The 13,365-nt window shown below is 69.9% G+C and carries 9 protein-coding genes; 3 read left to right on the top strand and 6 right to left on the bottom strand.

Annotated elements, in window-relative coordinates:
* Positions 1-147 precede the first annotated feature (147 nt).
* Positions 148-1,707, top strand: coding sequence for a hypothetical protein (locus L632_RS0108290; protein ID WP_028713797.1), 1,560 nt, complete (start codon positions 148-150; stop codon positions 1,705-1,707).
* Complete coding sequence (locus tag L632_RS0108285; protein WP_028713798.1) at positions 1,704-2,948, top strand: hypothetical protein; 1,245 nt, start codon at positions 1,704-1,706, stop codon at positions 2,946-2,948. The genes L632_RS0108290 and L632_RS0108285 overlap by 4 nt, the downstream gene beginning before the upstream one ends.
* Positions 2,949-2,971: 23 nt before the next feature.
* Here the strand turns inward: L632_RS0108285 and L632_RS24625 are convergent, their stop codons facing one another.
* From L632_RS24625 to L632_RS22240, 4 genes are read right to left on the bottom strand one after another with little or no spacing between them, the layout of a single operon-like run.
* Positions 2,972-3,364: a GtrA family protein gene (locus L632_RS24625; RefSeq protein ID WP_036697631.1), complete on the bottom strand. Its 393-nt coding sequence runs from the start codon at positions 3,362-3,364 to the stop codon at positions 2,972-2,974.
* A complete protein-coding gene (locus L632_RS24620; protein WP_028713799.1) occupies positions 3,361-4,953 on the bottom strand; it encodes a hypothetical protein in 1,593 nt (530 codons plus the stop codon). The genes L632_RS24625 and L632_RS24620 overlap by 4 nt, the downstream gene beginning before the upstream one ends.
* Positions 4,954-4,964: 11 nt before the next feature.
* The gene (locus tag L632_RS0108270; protein WP_028716612.1) at positions 4,965-5,861 is read right to left on the bottom strand and encodes an NAD(P)-dependent oxidoreductase; all 897 of its coding nucleotides are present in this window, start codon (positions 5,859-5,861) and stop codon (positions 4,965-4,967) included.
* Entirely contained in the window at positions 5,858-6,889 is a 1,032-nt protein-coding gene (locus L632_RS22240) for a glycosyltransferase (protein ID WP_084637875.1), read from the bottom strand. The genes L632_RS0108270 and L632_RS22240 overlap by 4 nt, the downstream gene beginning before the upstream one ends.
* 433 nt (positions 6,890-7,322) lie before the next feature.
* Between L632_RS22240 and L632_RS0108260 the strand changes: the two genes are divergently transcribed.
* A complete protein-coding gene (locus tag L632_RS0108260) occupies positions 7,323-8,534 on the top strand; it encodes a PQQ-dependent sugar dehydrogenase (RefSeq protein ID WP_036697628.1) in 1,212 nt (403 codons plus the stop codon).
* A gap of 13 nt (positions 8,535-8,547) precedes the next feature.
* Here L632_RS0108260 and L632_RS0108255 read toward each other — a convergent pair whose 3' ends face one another.
* Together L632_RS0108255 and L632_RS0108250 are read right to left on the bottom strand one after the other, a co-directional pair.
* Complete coding sequence (locus tag L632_RS0108255) at positions 8,548-10,569, bottom strand: acyltransferase family protein (RefSeq protein ID WP_028713802.1); 2,022 nt, start codon at positions 10,567-10,569, stop codon at positions 8,548-8,550.
* A 309-nt stretch (positions 10,570-10,878) separates the two neighbouring features.
* Positions 10,879-13,326, bottom strand: a complete 2,448-nt coding sequence (locus tag L632_RS0108250) for an FAD-dependent oxidoreductase (protein ID WP_028716611.1) — start codon at positions 13,324-13,326, stop codon at positions 10,879-10,881.
* Positions 13,327-13,365 lie beyond the last annotated feature (39 nt).

Here is a 13,365-nt window from a genome sequence, read left to right as displayed (position 1 = left end):
ACCGCCTTGCGGCGGGTCGGCCAAAGGCCGGTCCGCATGGCGGCCGAGCGCGGTCCCCGGCAAGCTCGGATGCGACGTGCCGCGCGGGCTTGCAACTTCCGCGCCGATGCTTTCCCCTTTGGCCGAAGCTGCAAGAGGAGAAAGCCGATGAGCCCCTTCGCCCGCTGCCTTGCCGCCGGCACCGCGATCTCGCTGCTGGCCGCCGGCGCCATCGCCGAGCCCGCGCCCGGCAGCATCTTCTCGCCGGCCAATATCGCCGCGGGGCTGGTGCGCGGCGCGCTGTCCTATGGCAGGATGCTGGCCGATATTCGCTATGGCGGGCTGGAGATCGACGCGGCGCGCGGCGGGCTTGTGCTGCGCGACCTGCAGGTCGCCGGGCTGGGCAGGCACGAGAACTGCCGCATTTCGCTGGGCCGGCTGCAGGTCTCGGGGCTCAGCCTCTGGACCGAGGAGACGTCGCGGCTGCGCTTCGACGCCTCTGACCTGCGCATCGCCAACAATTGCTTCGGCCCGAATGCGGTGATGATCGGCGTGGTGACGGGCGGCGACAGCATCCCCCTGTCCACCCTGTCGGTCGATCTGCACCAATCGGCGGGCAGCGGCGCGCTGCTGGCCGATATCGAGGCGATCAGCCCCGGCATCGCCCGGCTCGAAAGCAGTGCAGATTTCGACTATATTTCCCTGTTTTCACCGGACTTCTTCGCGAAACTGGCGGAAAGGGGCGCGGGCGGCACCCCTCCGGACGCCGAGGCGGCGCCCGACGACTTGCCCGCGGACGAGGCGCCGCGGATCGGTCTGCGCGGCACGCTGCGGGCGGCACATCTGTCGGCCGAGAACCTCGGGGTCTGGGAACGGCTGAAGCCGCTGCTGCCGCCCGAGGCGAGCAGCCCCGAGGCGCTGCAGGCGCTGCTGACCGCCGAGCCGGGCAGCGCCCTGCACGAGACGCAGCAGGGGCTGGTCCGTGCCTTGCGGGCCTTCCTGGCCGAGCCGGGCCGCGTCACCGCCGAGCTGCGCCCGGCCGAGCCCGTGGCCTTCGACAGCACGCTCTGGACCGGTCCCGAGGACGCGGCGGCGCTGTTCCGGCCGCGCTTTTCCAACGCGCCGCCCACGCCCCCCGTGGCGCTGATCGCCGATCCCCAGGCGGGGCAGGACGACCGCGCGCTGGGTCTGGCGCTGGCCGAGGGGCGCGGGGTGCCGCAGAGCGCCCGCCGCGCCATCACGCTGCTGACGCCGCTGCAGGAGGATGCCGAGGTGGCGCTGACGCTGGCGCGGCTGACGGCAGAGGGCGATCCGGCCGCCGCCTATGGCCATGCGCTCCGGGCCGCGGCGCAGGGGGCGGAAGGCGCGGCGGCGGCGCTGGACCGAATCGAGGCGCTGCTGGCAACGGCGGATCTGCTGGCGGCGCAGGACCCCGCCGGGACCGAGCCGCCCGGCGACGCTTTCGCCTCGGCCGTGGCGCTGCGCGATGCGGCGCTGGCGCATGAGCAGGGCGATGGCGTGCCGCGCAGCTATGCGCTGGCCTGGCGGCTTGCCGCCTCGGCCGCGGCGGCGGGCGACGGTCCGGCGCGGGCGCTGATGGCGCGGCTCGACGCACGTTTCGGCGCCGATCCGGCCTGGATCGAGGCGCGCGATCAGGCTGCGGATCTGGCGCTGGCGGACTGGACCCGGCAGGATCTGGCGCGCCGCCTGTCCGGGGGCCGGCCATGAGAGGGCTGGCCTTTCCGCTGATCCTGGCCCTGACCGCGCTGCCGGCGCAGGCCCAGCCGCAGCAGGCCCAGCCGCAACCCGTCGAGCCCTCGGCCCTGTCGCGGGACATCGCGGAAAAGGGTATCGCGCCTGTGCTGGCGCGGTTGCAGGCGCTGCCCGCGCCCACCCCCGAAGAACGTTTCGCCATCGCCGGGCTGGAGTTCCTCGGCGCGGTCGAGTCCGCCTGGCGCTGGCGGGTGCGCCATGGCATCACCCCTTTCGGCGCCGCGCTCTTCGGCTTTTCCACCGAATTGCCGCAGACCGTCACGCCGCAGCCGATGCCGCCCGAGGCGCTGGCCGAGCAGACCGAAGCCACGCTGGCCGCCATGGCGCGCAGCCGCGCCGCGCTGGAGGGATTGGCCGGGGGCGAGGATTTCGGGCTGGCGATCTCGCTGGGCGATCTGTGGTTCGACCTCGACGGGGACGGCCGGCGCGCGCCGGGCGAGGGGGCGGCCGAGCTGCTGGAGGGCGTCGTCTGGTCCGGCAGTCCCGCCCTGGATCCCGACACGGGCAAGCCGGTGCCGCCCGCGCTGCCGGTGATCCGCTTCGACCGCGCCGATGCCGCCTGGCTTGCGGCCTATACGCATCTGGTCTCGGGCGGGGCCGAGCTGCTGCTGGCCTTCGACCCGACGCCCAGCCTGCAAAAGGTCTTTGCCACGCGGGCGCGGATCGACGAAAGCCGCCGCGCGGGCGGCGAAGGCGTGCTGCCGCCGATGATGGACGATGCCATCGACCCGCTGGCCATCGCCATCGATATGCTTCGCCATCAGCCCGACGCCGGGCGCACCCGCGCCGCCCGCGCGCATTGGCGGCAGACCATCGCCGAGAACCGGCGCTTCTGGACGCTGGTCGGGCAGGAAACCGACAATGCCGGCGAATGGATTCCGAACGACCGGCAGGTCTCGGCCACCGGCATCGCCTTTCCGCCCGGCACCGGCATCGCCTGGCAGGCGGTTCTGGCCGATGGCGAGGCGCTGCTGGCGGGCGACAGGACCGTCCCGTTCTGGCGCGGGCCGCTGGGCATCGATCTGGCCGCCTGGCTGGACAACCCGGCGCCGCTGCCGGTCGACGGGGTGATCCAGGGCTGGGCGCTGGCCGACTATTTCTCGGAGGCGCCGCCGGTCAGCCCCGAGAATTTCCGGCGCTTCTCGGACATGCTGTTCGAGACCGGGCCGTTTCTGGCCATGGTGATGCTGAACTGAAGGGGCCGCCGGGCCGCCATCCCCTAGCCGGCCCGGCGATAGACCCAGTGCTTGGAGACCAGGAAGATCATCGCCGAGATGATCGCCGTCACCAGGATCTGCGCCGGAAACAGAGGGGCCCCCAGCCCGTCGACCAGCGCCGCCATCATGAGCGAGTTCAGCGCCATCGCGGTCAGGTGCATCGCCAGGAAGCGCAGCATGCTGCGCAGGTTCGGCGGCCCGGCCCGGAAGGTCAGCCAGCTTTGCAGCGCGTAATTGTAGACCATGCTGACCGCATAGCAGAACGAGGTCAGCAGGATGATGCTTTCCACCCGGTCCCGGAACAGCCAGAGCAGCAGGAAGTAGAGCCCGGTCGACGAGGCCCCGACCAGCACGAAGCGCAGGACCTGCCGCAGATCGGTCCGGCCCCGGCTCAATCCGCCGCTCTCCTGAACAGCGTGCCGAATTCGCCCTGCATGGCCACCGCGTAATCGTCGCCCATATGGGACAGGAGGGTGGCCAGCACCGGCTGGTCCGCCTCGCGGGGCCGCAGTCCGGCCGGGCTCTGCTGGAAGGGCGCCCCGACGATCAGGACGAAGCGCGGCCGGTGCCGGTCGAGGCCGGCCCGGACCTCCTCCAGCCAGGCATCGTAAAGCACGAAATCCGGCGCCATCAGCTCGATCGCCGGGGTGATGAAGCGATAGGCGGGCAGGCGCTGCGCCAGATAGGGGATCTGGTAGGCGGTGCCATACAGCACCATCCGGTCCTCGGGGCCGGTCTGGCTGCGGATCATCTCGACCAGCCGGGCCTGATCGTCGGCGGGGATGTCGTAATTCCCCGTCACCGGCACGATGCCGTTGGCCCGGACATCCTTCAGCAGCCAGGCATCGCTGGCCAGCTTGGCGCCGGTGCCGGCGACCGCCAGGGCGGCCATCGCCAGCAGCGCGGCGCCGAAGGCCCTTTGCCGCAGGGGATCCGCCGCCCCGCGCCAGCGTTCGGCGGTCTGGTCCAGCGCCACCGCGCCAAGCATCACCAGCAGCGGCAGGAAGCCCGCGATGTGATAGCCGAAGCCCTTGCGCTGCGCCGCGTAGGACAGCAGGATCGCCGCCGCAAGGCCTAGCAGCAGCCAGAGCGGATAGCGCAGACCGCGATCCCGCAGCACCCACAGCAGCAGGCCGATCCCGGCGCACAGCGTCAGCCAGTGCCACCAGCGGGTGAACAGCACGACCAGGGTCTGCACCATGTCCATCGGCGGCTCGGCCACATAGACCTGCGCGGTGAACAGCACCGATTGCTGATACCAGTCGTCCAGGTTCCCCATAGCCAGCGCCCAGGCCAGGACCGCCAGCACCACCAGCCCGAAACCGGCCAGGATCGCGGCCATGCGGGCCGCCGGCCCGTGGCGGCGGGGCTGGCCAAGCCAGGCGCGCGGCAATCCTTCCAGGATCAGCAGGCCCGCCAGCACCGACAGATAGGTGGGCCGGATCAGCACCGCGCAGGCGACCAGCATGCCGGCGCAGAACAGGGCGCGCCGCTCGGCCGGCGGGGGCGCGAGCATGGCGCAGCAGGCCATGACCAAAAGGCCCATCGCCACGATGTCGCGCTGGCCGGCCATCCAGCCGCCGGCCGTCACATAGATCGGCGGATAGAGCAGCAGGACGACTGCCGGCGCCAGCCGGAAGCCCGCCCGTTTCAGGAACAGCGCCGCCGCAATGGCCGCCGCCTGCACCAGCAGGAAATCCGCCAGGTGCCAGGCCCAGGGGGCGGGACCGAACAGCCGCACCGCGGCCAGGTGCAGCAGCATGCCGCCCGGCCAGTTCATGTCGAAGCTGCCCGCATAGAACGGGTGGCCCTGCGTGGCCATCCAGGCCATGTAGTCGAACTGCGCCTGATCCGGCGAGGGCTCGATCTTCAGGTAGAGCAGGCACAGCACAGGGGCCGAGACCAGCCACAGCAGCACCAGCCCGCGCCGCAAAAGCGCCGGCCCGCCGGTCGTGGCAGCATATGCGGGGAAAGGCACGGACATCGGGGCTCCTTTCAGGCAATGCCGCTGCGGGCCATGGTGGCGATCCGGGAAATCCCGGCGACCAGCGGGGTCGCATGCCAGTCCCGGGGCAGGGCGGAGGGCAGGAAGCTCATGTCCCGGACATTCGAGGGATGCGGGTCGAATTGCAGCAGAAGCGGCCTTTCCACCCGTTCCCGCACCCGTTCGATGACCTCGAAGACCGAGGCGGAGCGCCCGCGGGCCAGCAGGAAGGTCCGCTCTCCGGGGGGCTCGTCGGGGCCTGCGGCCTTGCCGGCGATGTAATGGCCGATGTCGTCGGACAGGACGTAGTCGCGCAGCGTGTTCAGATTGCCGAAGATGCGCGTCGTCCGGCCGGTCAGCGCATTGGTGACCAGCGCCGTCACCAGCCCGACGCGCTTCGAGCGGGTGGCCCCGTAGACCGAGCTCGGCCGATAGACATAGCGCCGGTCCAGCCCGTCGGCCCGGGCCAGCGCCTGCTCTTGCCGCAGCTTGCCCAGGCCATAGGGGCGCAGCGGCCGGGGGCGGCTTTCGGCCGAGCAATGGGTCTGGCTTTCGAACAGCCCGCCGGCCGAGCTGATCATGTGGAAATCGACCTGCCGGCCCTGCCGCAGGGTCTCGGCCATGCCGATCACCTCGGCCAGCAGGGCGGTTTCCCGGCCCATGTCCGCCTCGGTCGAGCCGAAGCCGCTCTGGCCGCTGGTCCAGACCACGGCGACCCTGTCCGCATCCCGCAGCGCCAGCCGGATCGCCGCCGCCTGCGCGCGGCGCAGATCCGCATCGTGCCAGTCATAGGGCCGGTCGCATCCCTGCGCCCGGAATCGCAGGCGCAGGGCGCGGTCCACGGCGCTGCCGATCAATCCCAGGCCGAACAGCAGAACCGAAGCGCCCTCGACCTGCAGGATCCTCATGGCCGCGGGTCCCGCGCATCGTCGAACCATTGCGCCGCCGCCGCGTCGCCGGAGCGGTCGATGGTGAAGAAGGTGGGCTTGCCATGCACCTTGAGCACGAGCGAGGAAAGATATTGCAGCACGATCCCCAGCATGAAGGCGGAAAGCCCGCCGAAAAACATGATCGCCAGAAACAGCGAGGTCCAGCCCTGCACCTGAATATCCGCCGGGAAGAACAGCTTGACCGTCAGGAAATACAGCGCCGCCAGAACGGAAACGGCCATGGCCAGCAATCCCAGCCCCGCGCCGATGCGCAGCAGTTTTATCTGGCTGGAAAAGATCATCCTCCAGGCATGGGAGAAAAGCGATTTCAGGCTATAGCCGCTGCGTCCGGTGCGGATATATCGCTCGTCCTTCATTTCGACCCGGATGGCGCGGATGCTTTGCGTGAACCAGCTCAGCGTGATGTCCAGATAGGTGTCGTGCGAGCAGACGCTGGCCGCGGCCCGCGCCACCGGGCCGCGGATCAGCCGGAAGCTGTTGAAACTGGTCAGGCTGGGATTGTCGGTCAGCCATTGCATCAGCCGCTTGAAGCTGCGCGAGGTCAGGTCGCGGATCGCCGCGTTATGGACCGCCGAGGCGGGATTGGCATAGACGATGTCGGCATGTTCGGTCACGGCCTTGCGCAGCATGGCGGCGATCACCTCGGGCCGGTGCTGCATGTCCTCGTCCATGGTGACCACCCAGTCGCCGGAACTGTGCAGGATGCCGACGATGGTGGCCGGATGCTGGCCGAAATTGCGCGACAGGTGCAGCGGCACGATCCAGTCGTGCTGAAGGGCCAGCCGGTCGATCTTGGCGCCGGAATCGTCGATGGCCGCGTCGTCCACGAAAATCGCCTCGGCCAGCAGGAACGGCGCTTCCTGTTCCTGCCAGTCGCGGCGCAGATCGCTTAGCGCGCCGGCCAGGGATTCCAGATAATCGCTGCCGGAATAGACCGGCACGACGACGCTGACCATAATGCCTTGCGACCAAGAGATATACGACATGTCCACATCGCCCAGAGTTTAGCAGCCTCATCACAGCAGATATTCAAAAACTGACCAGATAACCCGCTGAGACATTGGCCTTCTCAAAGGTTATTGTGTGGCAAAAATTGCAAGTTCCCCTGCGCGCCGGCGATGCCGGGGCGACCGGTGCCGATATGCCTTTCCGATTCCTCGATACAATTCGACAAGATAGGGCAAAGCCTGCCCGCATCTCCGCATAAAGACAAGCAATTTCTGGCTTGTATTTCCTGCCTGTTTCGACAACTTTTGCGGGTTTTTTCCTGCCGTTTTCCTCCGGGTCCGCCGCATTGACGAAGGCTTGCCGGAACGGCTACAGAATAGCCCGTGGCCGCGCCGTTTCCGGCAGGCCAAAAGCAAGCGCAAATCGCCGTGAAGGCCAGGGCGCCCGACGGGCTGGACAGGAAAGGAAACCATGCTGACCCCGCTTCGTCCCCTTGCCGCCGCCGCGCTGCTGGCGCTTGCGGCCGGCCTGCCCGCGCGGGCGGATTTCAACGATACGCCGCCGAATGCCCCGGACCAGAGCCCGGCCTTCGACGGCCAGACCCGCGCCCCGGTCATCGCCGGGGCGCTGCGGCTGAGCCGGACCACGCTGGTCGAGGATCTGCGCCATCCCTGGGGCATGGCGCTGCTGCCCGATGGCGCGCTGCTGCTGACGGAACGGGCAGGGGCCCTGCGGCTTTATCGCGACGGGCAGCTGTCGCCGCCGATCCAGGGCCTGCCCGAGGTCGATGCCCAGATCCAGGGCGGCCTGCTGGACGTGGCCGTCGCCGCCGATTTCGCCAGCACGCGGCAGGTCTGGCTCAGCTTCTCGGAACCGCGCGGCGAGCGGCAGAGCGCCACGGCGGTCGCGACCGGCAGGCTGTCGCAGGACGGCAGCAGGCTGGAAGACGTGCGGGTGATCTTTCGCCAGCAGCCCGCGGTGGAATCGCCGTTGCATTTCGGCTCGCGCCTGGTCTTCGGCGCCGACGGCTATCTGTTCGTGACCACCGGCGAGCGCGCCATCCCGCCCGAGGAGCCGGTGGCGCAGGACCTGCAGAACCATCTGGGCAAGGTCCTGCGGCTGGACCCGGCGACCGGCGAGCCGGCACCGGGCAATCCCTTCTCGGCGCCCGAGGCCCAGCCCGAGATCTGGAGCTACGGCCACCGCAACATCCAGGCCGCGGCGCTGGACCCGCAGGGCCGGCTGTGGACGGTCGAGCACGGGCCGATGGGCGGGGACGAGCTGAACCGCCCGGAACCGGGGCGCAATTACGGCTGGCCCGTCATCAGCTATGGGCTGACCTATGACGGCGGGCCCATCGGCGCCGGCCTGACCGCGCAGGACGGGATGGAGCAGCCGGTCTATTACTGGGACCCGGTGATCGCCCCCAGCGGCATGGCGTTCTATGACGGGCCGATGTTCCCCGAATGGCAGGGCGACGCGCTGATCGGCGGCTTGCGGGCCGAGGCGGTGGTGCGGCTGAAGATCGAGGGCGACCGCGTCACCGGAGAGCAGAGGCTGGCTGCGGGCCTGGGCCGTATCCGCGACATCGAGGTCGCCCCCGACGGCGCCCTGCTGGTGCTGATCGACGACGATCCGGGCGCGCTGATCCGCCTTGCGCGGCGCGGGGCGCTGCCGGACTAGCCAGGGCGCCGCGTCAGTCCCGCCTGCCGGGCGGCCCGTCGGCCAGGCCCCGGCGCAGCAATTCGGCCAGGGCCGGGGCCAGTTCCAGCGCGCCGCGCCGGGACAGGTGATTGTCGTCCCAATAGGCGGGCAGGCCGTCCCGGGTGGTGATCCGGCACATCGCGCCCTCGCAGAACAGCTGTTCCAGCGGCAAGAGCGCGATGTCCTTTCGCGCGGCATAGGGGGCGAAGATCGCCCGGGTCGAGTGCTGAAAGGCCTGATATTCCTCGCGGCTGGTGCGCAGGTCCAGCTTTCTGTGGGTGCGGGCGGTCATCACCGTGGCGATCGAGACGTGATAGCCCACGTCCGGCACCTGGTTCACCACCACGATCTCCAGCCCCCGGCGCCGGAATTCCGCGATGGTGCGGTCAAGCGCCCGGCGAAAGGCGCGCGGGTTCTCGGCAAGGCTGGGCCCCGGGCTTTCGGGATCGACGATCAGGCTCTGGCGGGCGGTGGGCGCATGCTTGAAGCGCATGCCCTGCGCGTAGACCGACCAGCGGCTGACCAGATAGACCGTGCGGATGTCCGGCCGCTCGTCCAGCAGCGACAGCACGTGATCCCCCAGCGGGTAGCACAGCCGGGGAAAGGGCTCGCTGGTCCGGGTCAGGCCAAGCAGGGAAACGCAGCCGGGAATGCCGACGAACAGCCCCCGCCTGTCCAGCGACCTCATCGCCTCGTGCAGCCCCGGCAGCAGCGAAAACCCGTGCGAATCGCCCCAGACCAGAAAGCTTTCCGGCCCGTCCGGCGCGCCGACCGGGCAATGCGCGATTTCGCGCCAGTTCCTGAAGCCGTCGCAGGGCAGACTGCCGTCCTTCACCTCCTCGACCAGCAGCATCCGCTCCTCGGCGGTGAAGCGGCCCGGCAGGCCCCGGCCCTGGACGATCAGGCCGGAGAGGGCGCAGACCGCGAGGATGCAGCCCGCCCCGGCCCAGAGCGCCGGGTGACGCAGCCGTCCGGGCCCGCGACGGGGGCGGCGGAACGGCTGCTCGACATATTTCCAGGACAGGATGGACAGGGCGACCGACGCCGCCACCGCCAGCGTCCTTTGCAGGGGTGTCGGCGGATCGATGGTCCAGAATCGCAACAGCACCATCACCGGCCAGTGCCACAGGTAAAGGGAATACGAGATCAGCCCCAGGCCGCGCATCGGCGGCGTGGACAGCAGCCGGGTCGCCGCCCCGCCGCCCAGCCCGCCCGCCAGGATCAGCGCCGCCGCGCCCAGCACCGGCAGCGCCGCCGCCCAGCCGGGAAAGGCCGTGTCGGCGGTGATGCCGATCCCCGCCGCCAGGATCAGGCCGAGCCCGGCGGCGCCCAGCAGCGGCGCGATCCAGTCCCGCCCCGCCGGCAAGGCGCGCGGCGCGTGCATCGCCAGCAGGCTGCCGGCCAGCAGTTCCCAGGCGCGGGTGGGGGCGAGGTAGAAGGCCATGGTCGGCCGCAGCCCGGTCAGCACCACGCAGGCCGCAAAGCTGAGCAGCGCCGCCAGCCACAGCGCCGCTTTCGCACCGCGCGGATACCAGCGCAGCAGCGCGATGAGGGCCAGGGGGAAGACGATGTAGAACTGCTCCTCGACCGCCAGCGACCAGGTATGCAGCAGCGGCTGGGTTTCCGCGTCCGGCGCGAAATAGTTCGAGGTCATGCCCAGATGGAAATTCGCCACGAAGAGCATGGTGGCCATCATGCTCTTGCCATAGGCGGCCAGCTGTTCGGGGGTGAGGATCTGGAACCCGGCGAGCGTGGTCGCGGCAAGGACGACGACCAGCGCCGGAAAGATCCGCCTGATCCGGCGCTCGTAGAATCGGGCCAGGGAATAGCTGCCGTCGCGCGCCTCGCGCAGCAGGATCGAGGTGATCAGATAGCCCGAGATGACGAAGAAGACGTCGACGCCGACGAAGCCCCCGTCAAGCCCGGGAACGCCGGCGTGGAACAGGACCACAAGGCCGACGGCGACAGCGCGCAATCCATCGATATCGGGGCGGTAAAGGGAACTGGGAACCATGCTTTGACTTGCTGACGGGTCTGTTTCGCGCCGGCGCGGCCGGTCGGAAAAATTTACGCACAGGACCATTCGCAGGGTCAACGTATCTTTGCGGCAGGTTTCCGGCCGTCGCCGGGCAGGGAAAACGGCACGGCGGGCGCCTCCGCAGGAAGGACCCGGCCGCGGACCGGCGCCGCGACGCCCGCCCGGAGGCGGGGGAACCGCCCGTTCCCCTCTCGGACGTCGAATGGCCGGGACCGCTACCGTCCGGCGCGTGGCGCGCGCCCCGAGGCGATCTTTCGCATGGCGGCCGGCCGCCGCCGCATCCCGTTAGCCCGCGACCCGCAGCGAGCGGGGGTCGTAGAGCGGCTTCAGGCTCGCCTCGGCCTCGACCAGCCGGCCCGCAACCTCGATCCGCCAGGCCGAGGCCAGCAGCTCCTCGGCGGTCTCCTCCGGCCGGCAGGGCGCATAGCCCAGCCCGATGGCGCCGCCCAGCGTGTGGCCATAGGCGCCCGAAGTCAGCTGCCCGACGATGCGCCCGTCGCGCAGGATCGGCTCGTTATGGAACAAGAGCGGCTCGGGGTCGCGCAGGCGGAACTGCAGCAGCCGGCGGGTCAGGCCCTGCTCGCGCTTGCGCAGCACCGCCTCGCGGCCGATGAAATCGCCCTTGCCGGTCCTGACCGCGAAGCCCAGCCCGGCCTCCAGCACGTGATCCTCGTCGGTGATGTCATGGCCGAAATGCCGATAGGCCTTTTCGATGCGGCAGCTGTCCATCGCGTGCAGGCCGCAAAGCCGCAGGCCCAGATCCTCGCCCGCCTCGGCCAGGACCTCGAAGACATGCGCGGCCTGGTCAGAGCTGACGTAAAGCTCCCAGCCCAGCTCGCCCACGTAAGAGATGCGATGCGCGCGGGCCAGGCCCAGGCCGATCTCGATCTCGCGCGCCGTGCCGAAGGGATGCGCCGCGTCCGAGAAATCGTCGGGCGAGACGCGGGACAGAAGCGCGCGCGAGCGCGGCCCCATGACCGGGATCACCGCCTCGGCGGCGCTCATGTCGGTGATGGTGACGAAGGCGTCGCCCAGATGCCGGCGCAGCCAGGCCAGGTCGCGCTGCAGCGTCGCGCCGGGCACCACCAGCAGGAAGGCGGTCTCGGACAGCCGCGTCGCCGTCAGGTCGGACTCGACGCCGCCGCGTGCGTTCAGCATCTGCGTATAGACGATGCGTCCCGGCGCCACGTCCATGTCGTTGCCGCAGAGCCGCTGCAGGAAGGCCAGCGCATCCCGCCCCTCGACCCGGATCTTGCCGAAGCTCGACATGTCCAGCAGCCCGACGCCCTCGCGCAGCGCCCGGTGTTCCCCGGCGCTGTTTGCGAACCAGTTCTGCCGGCCCCAGGAATAGCGGTATTCGCGCGGCTCGCCGGGCCCGGCGAACCAGTTGGCACGCTCCCAGCCCGCGACCTCGCCGAAGACCGCACCGCGCGCCTTCAGGTGCTCGTGCAGGGGCGAGCGGCGCAGCCCGCGCGCCGTCGCCATCTGGCGGTAAGGGTAATGATCGGCATAAAGCAGCCCCAGCGTTTCCGTCACGCGTTCGCGCAGATAGCGGCGGTTGCGCTGGAAGGGCTGGGCGCGGCGGATATCCACCTCCCACAGGTCGAAGGGCGGCTCGCCCTTGTCCATCCAGGCCGCCAGCGCCATGCCCGCCCCGCCGGATGAGACGATGCCGATGGAATTGTAGCCCGCCGCCAGCCAGTAGCCGGCCAGCTCGGGCGCCTCGCCCAGGTAATAGCGGTCGTCGGGGGTGAAGCTTTCCGGCCCGTTGAAGAAGGTATGGATGCCGGTCTCGGCCAGGATCGGCATGCGGGCGATGGCCTTTTCCAGGATCGGCTCGAAATGGTCCACGTCCTCGGGCAGCTGGTCGAAGCAGAAATCCTCGCGGATGCCGGCCATGCCCCAGGGCTTGGCGACCGGCTCGAAGGCACCGAGCAGGATCTTGCCGGCATCCTCCTTGTAATAGGCGCATTCGTCGGGGACGCGCAGCACCGGAAGCTGCGACAGGCCCGGCACTGCCTCGGTGACGATGTAGAAATGCTCGCAGGCATGCAGCGGCAGGGTGACGCCGTTCTGCGCCGCAAGGTCGCGGCCCCACATGCCGCCGCAATTGACCACATGGGCGGCGGCGATATGGCCGCGCTCGTCGCCCGCCTGCCAGTCCACGCCGGTGACGCGGCCGCGGTCGGCGGTGACGCGGGTGACCTTGACGCCTTCGTGGATGCGGGCCCCGCGCATCCGCGCGCCCTTGGCCAGCGCCAACGCGATATTGGCCGGATCGGCCTGCCCGTCGCCCGGCAGATGCACGCCCGACACCACATCCGAAATCTCAAGATACGGATACAGATCCTTGATATCTCTGGGGGAAATCTCGTTCACCTCGATGCCGAAGGCGCGCGCCATCGAGGCTTGCCGCAAGAGTTCCTCGCGCCGGGCCTCGGTCAGCGCCACCGTCATCGAACCGCGCTGCGAAAAGCCGGTGGCCAGCCCGGTCTCGGCCTCCAGCCGGGTGTAGAGGTCGGTCGAATATTTCGCCAGCCGGGTCATGTTCTGACTGGCGCGCAATTGCCCGACCAGCCCCGCCGCATGCCATGTCGTGCCGCAGGTCAGCTGCCTGCGTTCCAGCAGCACGATGTCGGTCCAGCCCCGCTCGGCCAGGTGATAGGCGACCGAGCAGCCCGAGATGCCGCCGCCGATGATGACGACGCGGGCGGAGCGGGGAAGGTCGGGCATGGGCGCATTCCTGGCTGGAGAATCCTGCCCGCCACCCTG

The sequence above is a fragment of the Paracoccus sp. J39 genome (assembly GCF_000518925.1).
GTDB lineage: Bacteria > Pseudomonadota > Alphaproteobacteria > Rhodobacterales > Rhodobacteraceae > Paracoccus.
The sequence above is the reverse complement of the archived record's forward strand: the minus strand, read 5'-3'. Positions and strand labels throughout refer to the sequence as shown.